This window comes from Bisgaardia hudsonensis, from assembly GCF_004345785.1.
Lineage (GTDB): Bacteria > Pseudomonadota > Gammaproteobacteria > Enterobacterales > Pasteurellaceae > Bisgaardia > Bisgaardia hudsonensis.
Genome location: NZ_SLXI01000002.1, coordinates 173469 through 189773 on the forward strand (window position 1 = coordinate 173469; position 16305 = coordinate 189773).

Annotated in this window: 17 protein-coding genes; 15 read left to right on the forward strand and 2 right to left on the reverse strand. The window is 32.6% G+C overall.

Annotation, left to right across the window (positions count from 1 at the left end; translation table 11 throughout):
* The first annotated feature begins 102 nt into the window (after positions 1-102).
* The 6 genes from EV697_RS10065 (at position 103) to cobB (ending at position 7595) form a co-directional block, all read left to right on the forward strand.
* Positions 103-315, forward strand: coding sequence for a DUF1016 N-terminal domain-containing protein (locus tag EV697_RS10065; protein WP_481748681.1), 213 nt, complete (start codon positions 103-105; stop codon positions 313-315).
* A 48-nt stretch (positions 316-363) separates the two neighbouring features.
* Positions 364-666, forward strand: coding sequence for a PDDEXK nuclease domain-containing protein (locus tag EV697_RS10025; protein WP_207904087.1), 303 nt, complete (start codon positions 364-366; stop codon positions 664-666).
* A 61-nt stretch (positions 667-727) separates the two neighbouring features.
* On the forward strand, positions 728-952 hold the full coding sequence (locus EV697_RS10030; protein WP_481748682.1) for a PDDEXK nuclease domain-containing protein: 225 nt from the start codon (positions 728-730) through the stop codon (positions 950-952).
* Between the two features lie 193 nt (positions 953-1145).
* Complete coding sequence (recB, locus tag EV697_RS03440) at positions 1146-4796, forward strand: exodeoxyribonuclease V subunit beta (protein ID WP_236824052.1); 3651 nt, start codon at positions 1146-1148, stop codon at positions 4794-4796.
* Positions 4796-6838 carry an exodeoxyribonuclease V subunit alpha gene (gene recD / locus EV697_RS03445; protein ID WP_132022668.1) on the forward strand — a complete coding sequence of 681 codons (2043 nt, stop codon included), beginning with the start codon at positions 4796-4798 and terminating at the stop codon, positions 6836-6838. The genes recB and recD overlap by 1 nt, the downstream gene beginning before the upstream one ends.
* Positions 6839-6872: 34 nt before the next feature.
* Entirely contained in the window at positions 6873-7595 is a 723-nt protein-coding gene (cobB, locus tag EV697_RS03450; RefSeq protein ID WP_132022670.1) for a Sir2 family NAD+-dependent deacetylase, read from the forward strand.
* 38 nt (positions 7596-7633) lie between these two features.
* Here cobB and EV697_RS03455 read toward each other — a convergent pair whose 3' ends face one another.
* Entirely contained in the window at positions 7634-8434 is an 801-nt protein-coding gene (locus tag EV697_RS03455) for a class II glutamine amidotransferase (RefSeq protein ID WP_132022687.1), read from the reverse strand.
* Positions 8435-8694: 260 nt separating this feature from the next.
* On the opposite strand from EV697_RS03455, the gene EV697_RS03460 reads away from it, so the two are divergent.
* The 6 genes from EV697_RS03460 to EV697_RS03485 all read left to right on the forward strand — a co-directional run bounded on the left by EV697_RS03460 (position 8695) and on the right by EV697_RS03485 (position 11919).
* Positions 8695-9291 carry a class I SAM-dependent methyltransferase gene (locus EV697_RS03460; RefSeq protein WP_132022689.1) on the forward strand — a complete coding sequence of 199 codons (597 nt, stop codon included), beginning with the start codon at positions 8695-8697 and terminating at the stop codon, positions 9289-9291.
* Between the two features lie 53 nt (positions 9292-9344).
* On the forward strand, positions 9345-9566 hold the full coding sequence (locus EV697_RS03465; protein ID WP_132022691.1) for an excalibur calcium-binding domain-containing protein: 222 nt from the start codon (positions 9345-9347) through the stop codon (positions 9564-9566).
* Positions 9567-9822: 256 nt separating this feature from the next.
* Positions 9823-10251 carry a 50S ribosomal protein L13 gene (gene rplM, locus EV697_RS03470; RefSeq protein ID WP_132022693.1) on the forward strand — a complete coding sequence of 143 codons (429 nt, stop codon included), beginning with the start codon at positions 9823-9825 and terminating at the stop codon, positions 10249-10251.
* A gap of 16 nt (positions 10252-10267) precedes the next feature.
* Entirely contained in the window at positions 10268-10660 is a 393-nt protein-coding gene (gene rpsI, locus EV697_RS03475) for a 30S ribosomal protein S9 (RefSeq protein WP_132022695.1), read from the forward strand.
* Between the two features lie 152 nt (positions 10661-10812).
* A complete protein-coding gene (sspA, locus tag EV697_RS03480; RefSeq protein ID WP_132022697.1) occupies positions 10813-11451 on the forward strand; it encodes a stringent starvation protein SspA in 639 nt (212 codons plus the stop codon).
* Positions 11452-11460: 9 nt separating this feature from the next.
* A complete protein-coding gene (locus EV697_RS03485) occupies positions 11461-11919 on the forward strand; it encodes a ClpXP protease specificity-enhancing factor (protein WP_132022699.1) in 459 nt (152 codons plus the stop codon).
* Between the two features lie 164 nt (positions 11920-12083).
* Here the strand turns inward: EV697_RS03485 and asnS are convergent, their stop codons facing one another.
* Complete coding sequence (gene asnS, locus EV697_RS03490) at positions 12084-13487, reverse strand: asparagine--tRNA ligase (protein ID WP_132022701.1); 1404 nt, start codon at positions 13485-13487, stop codon at positions 12084-12086.
* 236 nt (positions 13488-13723) lie between these two features.
* Between asnS and EV697_RS03495 the strand changes: the two genes are divergently transcribed.
* From EV697_RS03495 to EV697_RS09950, 3 genes are all read left to right on the forward strand, one after another.
* A complete protein-coding gene (locus EV697_RS03495; protein WP_132022703.1) occupies positions 13724-14944 on the forward strand; it encodes an ROK family protein in 1221 nt (406 codons plus the stop codon).
* Positions 14945-15027: 83 nt separating this feature from the next.
* A complete protein-coding gene (gene bioD / locus EV697_RS03500; RefSeq protein ID WP_132022705.1) occupies positions 15028-15747 on the forward strand; it encodes a dethiobiotin synthase in 720 nt (239 codons plus the stop codon).
* A gap of 143 nt (positions 15748-15890) precedes the next feature.
* On the forward strand, positions 15891-16305 hold a 415-nt coding region (locus EV697_RS09950; RefSeq protein ID WP_132022707.1), incomplete at its 3' end, for a hypothetical protein.

The window sequence follows — 16305 nt, forward strand, 5'->3', positions numbered from 1 at the left end:
TTATTAGAGTGCAGATTTTTTATACTTTCAACGTACGATGATATTTTTAAACGTTCTAAAACTCAAAGAAAAAACACCGCACTTTTATATGCCATCCAAAAGTTGTGTCCAACTTTTTGGGGACATATCAAATTCGGTAAAGGCTTTTCTGTTACAAATTTAAAGCAAATGAGAAAGTTCTATAATGTTTATACTCAAGATGTAATTGGTCAGACGGTATCTGACCAATTAGATAGATTTCCTATTACCGTTACAGGAAGGAAGTTTTTCCTAAGTTGGTCACATTATTTACAGTTAATGAGAATAGACAATTAAGCGGAAAGATATTTTTATGAGATAGAGTCTTATAAAAATGATTGGAGTTTGAGTGAGCTTAAAAGGCAATTTGATAGTGCTTTATATGAACGTTTATTGTTAAGTACCAACAAAGAACAAATTAAAAGATTATCAATGGAAGGGCAGGTAATATCGACTCCAAAAGATTTAGTAAAAGATCCTTATATTTTGGAATTTTTAGGAATACCTGAGCTTGCCGTATACTCTGAAGCTGAGCTTGAAGCTAGAATTATTGATAATTTACAAAAATTTTTACTTGAACTTGGAAAAGGGTTTACTTTTGTTGGCAGACAAGTTCGGTTTACTTATGATGAAGAACATTTTTTGTAGATTTAGTATTCTATAATAGGTTATTAAAATGTTTTGTTCTTTTTGATTTAAAATAGGAGAAATTAAACATCAAGATCTTGGTCAAATGCAGATGTATGTTAATTATTATGATAGAGAAGTTAAGCTAGATGATGAAAATTCAACAATAGGTATCGTTTTATACAAAGATAAAAAACAATCCATGGTAGAAATGACTTTACCTCAAAATAATAGTCAAATATTTGCGAGTAAATACACTACAGTTTTACCAAGTAAAGATGAATTAAGAAAGCTACTAGATAAATGAAGTGAGTAGCGAGTTTCTTTAAAATTTTATAGGAAATTTACTGTTTTTAGTCTTTGGTGGAAGATATCTCATCGTTTAAGTAACAAGAATAGGGAAGTGGAAAATAAGTTATAAATCAAGATAATTCCTCTTTTTATTTTATGATATAGTAATCACTAAATTTTATGTTTATATGATTTAGATAACTCAAACTATGACAACGATAAAGTCGCTCAACCCTGTCACAATTCCCTTAAAGGCGATTAATTTAATTGAAGCTTCAGCAGGAACGGGGAAAACCTATGCTATTACTTCTCTTTATATTCGACTTTTGTTACAAAGTGGCCGAGATAATTTTTCTCAACCTTTAACTGTTGAGCAAATTCTTGTGGTTACCTTTACTGAAATGGCAACGCAAGAATTAAAAGAACGTATTCGAACAAGAATTTATGAAACACGAGAGTTATTAATTGAATACCGAGATAAAAAAGAGAAAAGTATTTTTGAAAAAGATGATTTTTTATATGAACTGGTTGAGTATATTGATGATATTGATTTGGCGATACATCGTTTAAATCTTGCGGAGCAAAATTTTGATCTTGCCGCTATTTATACCATTCACAGTTTTTGCCGAAAAGTATTAATGCAATATGCGTTTAATTCGGGTATTCATTTTAATTTAGAATTAGTTACAGATGAAAGCGAGTTATTACAACAATTAACGAATGAATTTTGGCGAAAACATTTTTATCATCAGCCACTTGAAATTACTTCATTTATTTATAAAGAATTAGTTTCTCCTGCACAATTATTGAATAAAATAAGGCATTATCTTTCTAAGCAATCCTTAATACTTCCAAAGCAAGAAAGAGAACATATTAATTTGTCTTTTGCGGAGTTTCTGTCGAAAGATTTACAAACGACATTAAATGCGGTCAAAAATTTCAAAGAAAATTGGTTAAATAATGAAGTTGAGCTAAGGGCATTATTTGATAAAAATAAAGCGAATATCAGTCGTTATCGTGATGATTGGATTGACGGACGCTTTAATAAAATTCGTAGCTGGGCTTTAGATAAAAATAATGCCTCGTATCCTGATGAATTACAAAAATATTTTTCATCTGAAGGGATTCAAAAACAGATGAAAAAAAATCAATCGCCCTTTGAATACAGTATTTTTTCGCAAGTAGATGAATTTGTAGATAATCTTATTCCTACATTTACGAAGAATAAGTCATTATTTTTATATTATTGTATTCAAGAGATTAAACAAACCTTATTTAATTACAAATTAACCCATTCTCAAAAAGGTTTTGATGATTTATTACATTTAGTTCAACAAGCACTTTATCAAGAACAAGGTGAGGCACTTGCACAGCTTATTCGTGATCAATATCCTTTTGCAATGATCGATGAGTTTCAAGATACGGATATTACGCAATACGCTATTTTTTCAAAAATTTATATTCAAGCACCAAAACAAGAAAGTGGATTTGTGATGATCGGTGATCCCAAACAATCTATTTATAAATTTCGTGGTGCGGATATTTTTACTTATTTAAAAGCAGCGGAAGAAGCGACTAATCAATTTACTTTAGAAAAAAACTGGCGTTCTAGTCAAGAATTAATTGATTGTGTAAATGGATTATTTGATTTTAAAGAGAATGCACCATTTATTTATGAAGAAATTCAATTTTTACCTGTAACAGCAGGGCGTGAGCAACCAAAATTTATTTATCAAGATAATCCAGAACCTGCTTTTCGTTTTTATCTTTCTGAACAACCAAAAGAGAGTCAATTTGCTGAAATTTGTGCAAACTCAATCAAAAATTGGTTAGAAAATGCGGGGGAAAATCGGGCGATAATTGGCGATAAGCCTATTCAAGCAAAAAATATAGCTATTTTAGTGTGTAATGCACATCAAGCCGAATTAGTAAAAAATGCGTTAATGGCTCGAGGTATTGCCTCTGTTTATTTATCTGATCGTAGCAATGTCTTTGATAGTAAAACCGCACAAGAATTAGCATTAATATTACGAGCTTGTTTAAATCCATTTAATGAGCGAAATATTCTTAATGCGGTTGCCACAAGTCTATTTAATTTAACGACACAAGCTATTTATTCTATTAAAGAAAATGAGAGTAAATGGGAACTTTGGGTTGAGAAATTTACGGAATATCAAAAGAAATGGCAACATAAGGGTATTCTAGTTATGCTTCATCATTTGTTAGATAACGAAAATATCAGTAGAACATTATTAGCAACCAAAAATGGCGAGCGTAAATTAACTGATTTTCTGCATTTAACGGAGGTATTACAACAAGCTAGCCGATTAAATGAAACAGATGCCGCATTGTTGCATTGGTTTGAAAAACAAATTAGTGGAGAGGCAAGGTTAGAAGAACAAATTCGTTTAGAAAGCGATAGATCCTTAGTTAAAGTGGTAACTTATCATAAATCTAAAGGGTTAGCTTATGATCTTGTTTGGCTACCTTTTATTGGATTACCGAGTAAGCGTAGCAGAGGGACTATTAATACCTATTATGATAAAGATGAACAAAAAGTTTTATGGGATTTTAATGATCAGCATAGTGATTTAATTGATAAAGAAAATTATGCAGAAGAAATGCGTTTGTTGTATGTCGCTTTAACAAGGGCGAAATATCAAGTCTTAATGATTCTTCCTAAAACCTTTGAAAAATGGAATGCTTTATTATATACCTTAACCAATGGTCATATTGGTTTATCAGAAAAACTAAATGATAAACAAGATTCACAATCTCTAATTAACCAATTACAAGATAGCGTAGGACATCATCAAATTTTATGTGAAACTATTGATCCCCTAGCGTTACTTCAAGAAAATTCAAAAATAACGGAAAAAACAACCGCACTTGAAACATTATCGACGGCTGATTTTAATGGGGAAATTGAGCGAGATTGGACAGTAACCAGTTTTACGGAAATGACTTACATTGATAGCAGAAAAAAAGCCTATTATGTCTCTAAAAGTGCGGTTGAAAATCAATCAATTTTAGATGAGGCGAAAGATTATGATACCGCCAATTTTCTTAGTGCTGATAAAAGTGCCAATAAAATAGTTTTAACAGAATTTAATGAGAATAATGCCGAGCGAAATACTGTTTTATTCGATTATCCAGAAGGGTATTCACCTTTTGATTTTCCGTATGGTACACAGATTGGCTCAATATTACATCACTATTTAGAAAATTTACATTTTAGTCAAGAAATTACTAATCAGAGTGTCGAAAAATTGTGTGAGCAGTTACAACTTAATGCAGATTGGGTTGAGCCAACGAAACAATGGATAAACAATATTTTAAACACGCCATTAATAGATGATAACAATCATTTTTGTTTTGCGGATCTTTTAGAAAAATATTGCCTTAAAGAGTTGCAATTTTATTTAAAAATACGTGATCATTTTGATGTATCCACTTTTAATCGTTTATTAAAACAATATCATCATTTACCAAGTGATATATTGATGATTGATGAGATAAAAGGAATGTTAAGGGGCTTTATTGATTTAGTATTTATGCAAAATGGGCAATATTATATTGTTGATTACAAATCAAATTTTTTAGGCGACAAAATGGAAGATTATCAGATAGATAATTTAAAGAAAGTGATGACTAATCAACATTATGACTGGCAATATTTACTTTACACCGTTGCCCTACATCGTTATTTACAGCAACGTGATCCTAATTATCAATATGAAACCCATTTTGGTGGTGTGATTTATACTTTTTTAAGAGGAATGAATGGGATCGATACTACTGGCATTTACTTTGATAAACCTGATGTTGCACTAATTAATGAATTGGAGAAATTATTCTGATGTTATCCATTTTAAAATTATTAAAAAATGAGCGAATTATTACCGAAGCAGATTATTACTTTGCAAAATTCATTGATGAAAAGCAACAGTCAGAAAATTATTCGGCAGAAATAAAAAATCTAGCCGTTTTTTTAGCCGCACTTTGTCATTTTAACTATCAACAAGGGCATACTTGTTTGAAGTTGAATAATTCAGTTTTATATTCTGCCTTTGGCTTACTAAAAAATAACAACAAAATTATTACCGATATTCAAGAAAAAATTAATTATCTAGCAGTAACTGAATGGGAAACAGCCTTAAGTCAGCATATCGCCTTTAGTTCTACACCATTAACAAAAATTGCCCCTTTTGTTTTTCAATTTAACACACTTTATTTTTATCGTACTTGGCAAGATGAATATCGAGTGGCAAGTTATTTTATACAAAATTTTTCAGAGAATAATAACGAAAGTATCGAAAAACTATCAAAAAAACTACCGCACTTTAATCAATATAACGAGAAAGATATTGCGGAAAAATTAGCTATTTATTTCCCTCAATCTTATTCTTCTTTAGCTGAGGGAGAAACGCATCATTGGCAAAAAATTGCGGTAGCCGTGGCGGTACGTCAGCCATTTTGCTTAATTACTGGTGGACCGGGAACGGGTAAAACAACCACCGTAGCAAAATTATTGTTGGTATTACAATCTTTGCATCAAAATCAACTACAAATAAAACTGGTTGCACCTACTGGTAAAGCGTCAGCACGTTTAACAGAAAGTATTGAAAATTCATTGGTGGATCTTCAAAAACGAGAAAATATTGTCATTGATCCCGAATTAAAAACCAGTATTCCAACAAAAGCAGAAACGATTCATCGCTTACTTGGTGTGAGGTATTTTGAAGATAGCACAAAATATAACGCTCAAAATCCATTGCAAATTGATGTATTAGTGGTCGATGAAGCCTCAATGATTGATTTATCGTTAATGGCAAAATTATTGCAAGCCTTAAAACCTAATACTAAATTGATTTTATTGGGTGATAAAGATCAGTTATCTTCCGTTGAAGCTGGGGCAGTTTTAGCCGAAATGGGCTATTTTAGTCTACAAGGTTACAGTAATGATTTAGTCAATTATATTCAATATACAACGGGTGAAATATTAATGGCAACAGCAGAAGGCAATCCAATTCGAGATTGTTTATGCAATTTAGTGGTAAGCCGCCGTTTTGGTAATAAACCTTATATTGGGAAATTGGCGAATGCAATTAACCAATGCCAAGCAAAAGAAAGCTGGCATTTATTTTCAGAACATCTTAGCCAAGTTACTTCAGATAAGGCATTAGAAATAGAATTAAAAAACTTCGATAATCTTTATGATAAACGATCACAAGAAAAGCAATATCACAAAAAATGCCTTGAATGGATCGTAAAAAGTGCGGTAGAAAATTATCAAGAATATTTACGATTAATTCAGCATATTCAAGAAAATAAACTTCCTATTCAAGATAATATTCAACAAATTTTTAAGGCATTTAATAAAGTAAGATTTTTAACTGCGCTTAGAGTAGGCGAATTTGGTAGCGAAAATCTCAATCAATTAATTGCAGAAAGGCTACGTCAAAAAGGCTTAGTAACCTTTAACCAAACAAGAGATTGGTATGTAGGTAAGCCAATTATTATTAATCAAAATGATAGTTCCGTTGGATTATATAATGGCGATATTGGCTTATATTTAACGGAAGTTGATATATCAGGAAAAGTTAAAGGGCGATTTTGGTTTGAAAATGGTAAATCAGAATTGGCTAGTCGTCTTCCGAGTAATGATCCCGCTTTTGCTATGACCGTTCATAAATCGCAAGGATCAGAATTTGCCCATACGTTTTTGATTTTGCCTTTAGAGCCTAATCCTGTACTAACAAAAGAATTAGTTTATACAGGGGTAACTCGAGCAAAAGAGAAAATTACTATTTTTAGTAAACAGTCCATTTGGGAAAGTGCGGTAAGAAAACAAACAGAAAGACAAAGTGGACTAGGCGCGTTATTGGATCGATTATATTGATTTTCAATAATTACTTAAACATTAGGAGATGGAAATGTTACCTAGATTACCGAAAGTGGTGGTGCTTACAGGGGCTGGGATTTCAGCAGAATCAGGTATTGCAACCTTTAGAGCGGGAGATGGTTTGTGGGAAAATCATCGAGTGGAAGAGGTGGCAACACCAGAGGGATTTCAACGTAATCCTCAACTGGTGCAAGAATTTTATAACCAAAGACGGCAAAAATTATTTGATCCCAATGTAAAGCCAAATGCAGCACATTTTGCATTGGCAAAATTAGAAGAAAATCTTGGAAAGAATTTTTTATTGGTTACTCAAAATGTAGATAATTTACACGAAAGGGCTGGATCAAAAAATTTAATTCATATGCACGGAGAATTACTAAAAGTGCGTTGTAATTGCTCGGGAAAAATCTATGATTGGCAAGGCAATGTAACAGAGGAAGATCGTTGTCAATGTTGTCAACCACCTAGACGGTTACGTCCACATATTGTGTGGTTCGGCGAAATTCCTTTAGAAATGGAAAAAATTTATACCGCACTTCAAGAATGTGATTATTTTATTTCAATCGGTACATCAGGTAATGTATATCCTGCCGCGGGATTTGTTAAAGAAGCAGCTTTGTCTGGTGCTGAAACCATAGAGTTAAACCTTGAACCCAGTTTAGTTCGTTCCGCTTTTGATAAAAGGATTTATGGTAAAGCGAGTGAAGTTGTGCCAGAGTATATTGAAAACTTTTTAAAGAAAATAGATGGGTGAAAATTGACCGTATTTTTATACGGTCAATTTAAGTTTATTTATACGTGGGCTTCACACTCTGGTAAATCACCTTCAATTTCATAAATTACATCGCCTTCTTTAAAAAAGGCGTAGCCACCATTTTTCATTTTTACCCAATTTTCATTTTTAGTGAGTGGTTGGGTGGTGATAACTGTTACTTTATCCGATTCTGAGGTATATTTTCGAAAATCAATCATTACATCATCTTCCCTTAATGCAGTTCCAAAAGGGGCTTTGCGACAGACATAATGTAAATTCGTGGAGCAACGAGCGATCATCCATTCGCCATTAGATAAAATAAAATTAAATACGCCAAGTTGAGCAATTTCACTGGTAATTTCTACCACCGCATCAAAAATTTCTTTTTCTGTAGGTTTTTTAGAAAAACGTTCTTTTAATTTAGCGACCATACAGCAAAAGGCAATCTCGGAATCCGTTGTTCCAATAGGTTGGCAATGACTATTGGGGCAAATTTCAATATTTTCCACCGTGCCATTATGAGCAAATACCCAGTTTTCGCCCCATAATTCTCGAATAAAAGGGTGGGTATTTTCTAAATTAACAGTACCTTTTGTGGCTTTGCGAATGTGGGCAATTACATTGTATGATTTGATACGATATTGCCCGACTAAATCCGCCATTGGTGATAACGCACCAGGGTGATTATCTCGAAAAATACGCACACCTTTTCCTTCAAAAAAAGCGATACCAAAACCATCAGTATGATGATCGGTTAAACCTGCTCGGCGACGAAATCCCTCAAAGGAAAAGGTAATATCTGTTGGTGTGTTACAGTTCATTCCTAATAATTGACACATATTTACATCTTCTTGTTTTATATTTTGTTATGCTAAGGTAATTATACTGCTAATATTTGTAAGGTTAAATCTAATTTTATTAAATTTATTAAATTATTTCTTTTTAAAAGTAGATTATTTATAACAAGTAATCATCAGGTTAAATTTGAGTATCTTATGGTATTTATTTTGTTATTTATAGCGAAATAAAATTGATTATGATAATGCTACAATAGGATAATAAATATTAATTTTAAAATGGAATTAATTTAGGGATTATTATGGTGAAATGGGACGATAGATACAATACAGAAGAATATGTTTTTGGTACAGAATCAAATGAATTTATTGCAAGAATACAACCTTATTTACCTAAATCGGGTAAAGCATTGGATTTAGCAACAGGTGAAGGACGAAATGGTATTTTCTTAGCTCAAAATGGATTGGAAACAGAAGGTGTTGATATTTCAAAAGTTGGTTTGGAAAAAGCAGAAAAATTAGCAAGACAAAAAAATGTGTCTTTTACAACAAGGTTAGATAATATTCTCGAAATGGATATGAAAGAGAATTACTATTCTGTGATTACGTCTGTTTTTTGTCATTTTGCAGAACCAGAAAGAACCAAAGTGATGCAAAAAATTGTTAATGCTTTAATACCAAATGGTTTATTTGCAGGAGTCTTTTATCACCCTGAGCAGATTCATTATGGAACGGGAGGACCTAAAGATCCCGCTATGTTAGGTACATTATCAGAAATGCAACAGGCATTATCAGGACTCGAGTGGGTTATAGCGGAAGAAACGCTAAGAGAGATAAATGAGGGATTTTTACATAATGGGACGAGTTCGGTTATTTACTTATTAGGTAGGAAATTATAAGTATAAATAAGAGTAAAGTGCGGTTATAAAATAAATAATTTTAGGGGGCGGTGATGAATCAATATTTATCTGTGTTTGTCTGTATTTTAGCATTGACTATTAGCTCAAGTATTTTTGCCAAGCGCGTTAAGTGTAAAGATTTTTCTAACCAAGCTGAAGCCCAATTTTATATGAATAAATTTGGAGCTTACTATTTGGATAGAGATAAAGACGGAGAAGCTTGTGAATGTTTATTAGGTGGAAGTAAGTATGGTTCTAAGCTTTGTAAACGATGAATGATCTACTTTATTGAGAAATAGTGAGTTAATGATTAACTTAATCAAAACTACGATTGTAAAACAAATAATTTTATAAATGATTAGATTTTTATCATAATTTTTTGTATAATCACGCGACCCTGTAAATGTGTTGGATTCCCACCACGCATTATTTTATTGATATTACACTCGAAGGGGTGATGATAGCGATTAATGGTTGTGTTTATGAAAATGTAAACACTGGGTATTAATATTAAAAATTGGTAATTAATTAATGAAAACTTTTGTAGCAAAACCAGAAACGGTTAAACGCGACTGGTATGTAGTAGATGCGACAGGTAAAACTTTAGGTCGTTTAGCTACTGAATTAGCGCGCCGCTTACGTGGTAAACATAAAGCTGAGTACACTCCACACGTGGATACTGGTGATTATATTATTGTAATCAACGCAGATAAAGTTGCTGTAACAGGTAACAAACAAAGCGATAAAATTTACTATTGGCACACTGGCTATGTAGGTGGTATCAAACAAGCGACTTTCGCAGAGATGATTCAACGCCGTCCAGAAGCAGTGATTGAGATTGCGGTTAAAGGTATGTTGCCAAAAGGTCCATTAGGACGTGCAATGTATCGTAAATTAAAAGTGTATGCAGGTTCAGAACATGATCACGCAGCACAACAACCACAAGTTTTAGATATTTAATCACGAGGTTAGGAAAATGGCAGAGAATCAAAACTACGGCACAGGTCGCCGCAAAAGCTCTTCAGCTCGTGTATTTATCAAACCGGGCAGTGGTAAAATCACTATCAACAAACGTGAGTTAGACGTGTATTTCGGTCGTGAAACTTCACGTATGGTTGTTCGTCAACCATTAGAATTGGTTGATTTATTAGATAAATTAGACTTATACATTACTGTAACTGGTGGTGGTATTTCAGGTCAAGCGGGTGCAATTCGTCATGGTATCACTCGTGCTTTAATGGAATATGATGAGACTTTACGTCCAGCTTTACGTGCAGCAGGTTTTGTTACCCGTGATGCTCGTTGTGTTGAACGTAAAAAAGTGGGTTTACGCAAAGCACGTCGTCGTCCACAATTCTCAAAACGTTAATTTTATATTTACGTTGTATTTCAAAAATTGCAAGTCATTCGGCTTGCAATTTTTTATTTTCTAAAAAAAATTATTTTTCATTCAATAAATTATTATAGGATTTATGGTAGAATAAACCTTTATTATATTCAATTTTGTCGTCGGAGGAATAGATGACCAGTGCTGCAAATAAACGTTCAATAATGACACTCTTTTCAGATAATACCAATATTTATTGTCATCAAGTTAAGATTGTGCTTGCAGAAAAAGGTGTTGTTTATGAAACAGAACTTGTCGATTCACAATCTTTATCAGAAGATTTGATGGAATTAAATCCTTATGGAACATTACCGACATTAGTCGATAGAGATCTTGTGGTATTTAATTCAAGAATTATTATGGAATATCTTGATGAAAGATTTCCACACCCTCCTTTAATGCCTGTTTATCCTGTTGCCAGAGCTCAAACTCGCTTATTGATGATGAGAATAGAACAAGACTGGTATCCTGTATTAGCTAAAGCAGAAAATGCCACAGATGAAGAAAGAGATGTAGCATTAACACAGCTTAAAGAAGAAATTTTAGCTATCTCTTCTATTTTTACTCAAATGCCATATTTTATGAGTGAAGAATTTAGTTTAGTTGATTGCTATATGGCACCATTACTTTGGAAAATGCAAAAGTTAGGCGTTGAATTTAAAGGTGCTGGAAGTAAAGCAATTAGATCTTATATGGAACGTATTTATCAAAGAGAATCTTTTTTACATTCAATAGGTGAAACTTTACCTAAAAATTTGATTGATGACAAATAGAGCTTATATATGAGTAATAAATTATTACCTAAACGTCCTTATTTATTAAGAGCTTATTATGATTGGTTAATTGATAGTGAGCTAACGCCTTATTTAGTTGTAGATGCGACTTACTTCGGTGTTAATGTACCTATTGAATATGTTAAAGATGGGCAGATTGTTTTAAATCTTTCCCCTAATGCGACAGGAAATTTCTTAATGAATAATCAAGCCATTCAATTTTCGGCTCGATTTCAAGGCGTTTCTCGAGATATTTATATTCCAATGGGGGCGGCACTTGCTATTTATGCAAGAGAAAATGGCGATGGGGTGATGTTTGAACCTGAAAGTATCTATGAGATACAACGAGATGAACAACCACTTAGTTTTGCAGAAGCCACAGATAAAAAAGAAAAGCCATTAAAATCTAAGCAATCGGAAACAAATAAGAATAAAAAATCTCCATCACATTTACGTATAATTAAGTAATTGTTATAGATTGGTTATTAGATTAAGTTTATCAAAAGACTGATTTGGGTTATATCTAATTCAGTCTTTTTGTTTGGGCATAATATATAAAGGCTGATCAATGTCAGCCTTTATATGATTTGTTCAAGCGTAAATAATGATTATCTCGCTTTCATTATCAGCATTTAGAAATTAGCATTTCTTGGTGCTCTAGGGAATGGAATTACATCACGAATATTTTGAACCCCAGTAACATAAACAATCAAACGTTCAAATCCTAAGCCAAAACCTGAATGTGGCACGGTACCATATTTACGTAAATCACGATACCACCAGTAATCTTCTGGATTCAGTCCCATTTCAAGCATACGTTTATCTAATACTTCTAAACGTTCTTCACGTTGTGAACCACCGATAATTTCACCAATTCCAGGGGCTAAAACGTCCATTGCTGCAACTGTTTTGCCATCATCATTTAAACGCATATAGAATGCTTTAATATCTTTCGGGTAATTTTTTACAACTACTGGAGATTTAAAATGTTCTTCTGCTAAATAACGTTCGTGTTCTGAAGATAAATCAATTCCCCAAGAAACTGGAAACTCAAAGGTTTTACCTGATTTTAATAATACATCAATTGCGTCGGTATAATCAATTTGAGCAAAGTCAGAACTCACAAACTCTTCAAGGCGAGTAATGACATTTTTATCAATGTGTTTTGCAAAAAATTCTAAATCATCACGTCTTTCCGCTAATACGGCTTTAAAGACATATTTCAACATATCTTCTGCTAATTTTGCGTTATCAGCTAAAGTTGCAAAAGCAATTTCAGGTTCAACCATCCAAAATTCTGCTAAATGACGTGTGGTATTAGAGTTTTCAGCTCGGAAAGTTGGACCAAAGGTATAAATTTTACTTAATGCACAAGCGTAAGTTTCACCATTTAACTGACCTGATACAGTAAGGAATGACTCTTTTCCAAAAAAATCTTCTGAAAAATCGACCGCACCTTTATCTGTTCTTGGTAGGTTTTCAAGATCTAATGTTGACACTCTAAACATTTCGCCAGCACCTTCGGTATCAGATGCTGTAATCAATGGGGTCGCGACCCAATAGAAACCTTGTTCGTGGAAAAAACGATGAATTGCTTGAGCTAAACAATGACGTACTCGAGCTACTGCACCAATAATATTAGTGCGTGGGCGTAAATGAGCCACTTCACGTAAGTATTCAATACTATGACGTTTTGCCGCCATCGGATAAGTTTCTGGATCTTCTACCCAGCCGGTAACTTCGAGTTGTGCTACTTGTAATTCTACTGCTTGACCTTTTGCTGGTGATTCGACAACTGTTCCTGTTACAATAACGGAGCAACCAGTGGTTAAATGAAGAACTTCTGTTTCATAATTTTCAATATCATTATTTACAATAGCTTGTATCGGATCAAAACAAGATCCATCATAAACCGCTAAAAAAGAAAGTCCTGCTTTTGAATCTCGTCTTGTTCTAATCCAGCCTCGAACAGTTACTTTATCGCCTAAAGTAACTTTACCTTTTAATACATCTGCTACCGATGCAATCTTAATCATACTTACCTCAATAATACTTTTTTGTTGAATGTGAGCATTTTAACGCAACTCATTCAATTACTCAAAATTAATCCATATATTATTGAATATAAAAAAAGCATAAGGATTATTCTTATTAAATTATTAGCGTTATTTTTGTGATATATCACACAGAATTTAACTAAATTAATTGTTTTTTTGATGATTACTGGTATAAAAACCAAATATTTTAGTAAATAAATTAATTTGGAGATGTTATGCCAAAAGTTAAACAGCAAGATAAATTACCTTTACGAATGAAACAATTAGGCAAAATTTACCGATTAATCGAACAATTTGAAGAAATCTCTAGAATTGATTTATCTAAATTATCCCAGCTTGCCCCCGCAACAATTACGGCATTAACGAGAGAATTAATTGACAAAAAATTAGTGATTGAGCGAGCGGTGCAAAGTACTGAAGCACGAGGTCGTCCTGCAATAGGACTTTGTGTTTCGCCATTTTATTGGCAATCAGTTTGTGCAATTTTAGCGGAGAATCATTTTGATCTTTCACTTTGTGAGTTAGACGGAACATTAATTGAACAACGTAGTTACCCGATTAATTTAAGGGATCTGTCTCAATTAGAGCCGTTGTTACTCGATTATTTAGATCAATTTCTAAAAGATATTCGTAATGAATTAAATCATCCTATTACTTTTTCAATCGCAGTAACAGGGGAGTTGGACAAGAAAACTCGGCATTTACGGCGATTAGGCGATAGAGCAATGGATATTGATTTAAAAACTATCTTTTCTTCTCGGTTTGATATTCCTATTATTATCAGTGAATATTTTGATAGTTGGTTATTTGCGGAAAGTTCTTTAGGTGCAGTAATTGGTTATAAGAATGTTATCTTTTTGAAACTTGATGAAGTTATTAATTTGAGTGTTTTACTTGATGGCAATATATTACATAACACCATTAATTCTAAAATGAATATTGATCATTTTATTGTGCCTCATTTAAATGAATTGCAAGGAAAAATTAATTGTGATTTACCTGAAAATGAACGTTATCAACTTAAAAATCAAATTACCCATAATGCAATCTATCAAATGATCGATTTACTTTATCCTAACAATGAATTCCCTAATCATATTGATAAGATTAATTTTTTGTGTGAACAAGCCAAAAATAATGATCATCGAGCGGTAGCGATTTTACATTGTTTAGCGGATTCTCTTGCTTATATTTTAATGAATTTTGTGCAATTATTTTCATCACAAAAGATTATGTTTAGTTCGAGTTTACTTCCGGCAAAGGAGATCCTTTTAACTAGAATTAATAATAAGCTTGCTACTTATTTAGAATATGAAAAGACTGTACCAGAGGTAATGATAAGTCAATATGAATGGAATAGTACGGTCGTTATTACATCAAGTATAAAGCAAGGAATTTATGATGGAAGTTTATTACTTAATTTAGAAAAAAATTAATTTATAAAACTTTGTGCTATCTCAATATACTCAATTCCATTTTATTTTAGAATTAGCCCACTGATTTTACTAAAGGAAATATGATGAGTTGTTTTTTTATAGCAGGTACTGATACTAATGTAGGGAAAACCGTAGCAAGTCGGGCAATTATTCAAGCACTACAAATGAGAAATATTCAAATTGTGGGCTATAAGCCCATTGCTTGTAATCAATTAAAAACCAGTACAATGAATTTAGATGAAAAATCAACTTTAACTGATCCGCTAGAAAATAACCCTGATGTGATTACATTAATGAATTCAACTAATGAGTCAGTCTCTTACAGAGATGTGAATAGTTATACTTTTATTGATTCATTGCCTGCTTTAAGTCGATCGAATAACAAAATTGATATTCAACATATTAATCAACATTTAGCTCGATTAAATAAATCTTATCAATCGGTCTTAGTGGAAGGGGCGTTTGGTTGGTTGACACCAATAAATAAAGAAATAAGTTTTGCTGATTGGGTTAAGTTTCATAATATGCCAGTAGTATTGGTGGTTGGAATAAAAGAAGGTTGTATTAATCATACGTTGTTAACCGCTCAGTCAATTTCTCAAGGGAATATTCCTTTAGTTGGTTGGATTGCAAATAGAGTTAACCCTTGTTTTGGTCATTATGCTGAGTTGATTGAATTGTTAAGTGAAAAAATTGATGCCCCTCTTTTAGGGGAAATTCCTTATGTTTATAAACCTGAAAAACAAGATTTAGGAAAATATATTACTAACATAGATCGCTTAACCTTTATGCAAACTATTTAATTATTTAAACAAAATGCTATTTTATTGGATAGGGTTAAATGTAAAAAAATGTAAAATATACAAATAAAGGTTTATTTTTCCTTTAAATTAATGGAGAATAAGCCTCGCATATTTTGCACAATTTAAATTTTTAGGAGTAATTAATGAAAAAAACACTATTAGCGACATTAATCTTAGGTACAACTTTAGTTGTAACTGGTTGTTTTGATAAAGACAACAAAATGTCAGAAGCAGCAAATGCTGTTGCGGAAAAAGCAACAGAAGTAAAAGATACTGCAATGGAAAAAGCAACGGAAGCGAAAGATACTGTAACAGAAAAAGCAACAGAAATGAAAGATGTAGCGGTAGAAAAAGCAACAGAAATGAAAGATGTTGCGATGGAAAAAGCGACAGAAATGAAAGATGCTGCTATGGGTAAAGCAGAAGAAATGAAAGATGCCGCTATGGGTAAAGTTGCAGAAATGAAAGATACTGCAACAGAAAAAGCAGAAGAAATGAAAGATACTGCAACAGAAAAAGCAGAAGAAATGAAAGATACTGCAACAGAAAAAGCAGAAG

What these genes read in the sequence shown, in the direction of transcription:
- recB (WP_236824052.1), top strand. Translation starts at nt 1,146, where the DNA reads ATGACAACGATAAAGTCGCTCAACCCTGTCACAATTCCCTTAAAGGCG.
- recD (WP_132022668.1), top strand. Translation starts at nt 4,796, where the DNA reads ATGTTATCCATTTTAAAATTATTAAAAAATGAGCGAATTATTACCGAA.
- cobB (WP_132022670.1), top strand. Translation starts at nt 6,873, where the DNA reads ATGTTACCTAGATTACCGAAAGTGGTGGTGCTTACAGGGGCTGGGATT.
- EV697_RS03455 (WP_132022687.1), bottom strand. Translation starts at nt 8,434, where the DNA reads ATGTGTCAATTATTAGGAATGAACTGTAACACACCAACAGATATTACC.
- EV697_RS03460 (WP_132022689.1), top strand. Translation starts at nt 8,695, where the DNA reads ATGGTGAAATGGGACGATAGATACAATACAGAAGAATATGTTTTTGGT.
- EV697_RS03465 (WP_132022691.1), top strand. Translation starts at nt 9,345, where the DNA reads ATGAATCAATATTTATCTGTGTTTGTCTGTATTTTAGCATTGACTATT.
- rplM (WP_132022693.1), top strand. Translation starts at nt 9,823, where the DNA reads ATGAAAACTTTTGTAGCAAAACCAGAAACGGTTAAACGCGACTGGTAT.
- rpsI (WP_132022695.1), top strand. Translation starts at nt 10,268, where the DNA reads ATGGCAGAGAATCAAAACTACGGCACAGGTCGCCGCAAAAGCTCTTCA.
- sspA (WP_132022697.1), top strand. Translation starts at nt 10,813, where the DNA reads ATGACCAGTGCTGCAAATAAACGTTCAATAATGACACTCTTTTCAGAT.
- EV697_RS03485 (WP_132022699.1), top strand. Translation starts at nt 11,461, where the DNA reads ATGAGTAATAAATTATTACCTAAACGTCCTTATTTATTAAGAGCTTAT.
- asnS (WP_132022701.1), bottom strand. Translation starts at nt 13,487, where the DNA reads ATGATTAAGATTGCATCGGTAGCAGATGTATTAAAAGGTAAAGTTACT.
- EV697_RS03495 (WP_132022703.1), top strand. Translation starts at nt 13,724, where the DNA reads ATGCCAAAAGTTAAACAGCAAGATAAATTACCTTTACGAATGAAACAA.
- bioD (WP_132022705.1), top strand. Translation starts at nt 15,028, where the DNA reads ATGAGTTGTTTTTTTATAGCAGGTACTGATACTAATGTAGGGAAAACC.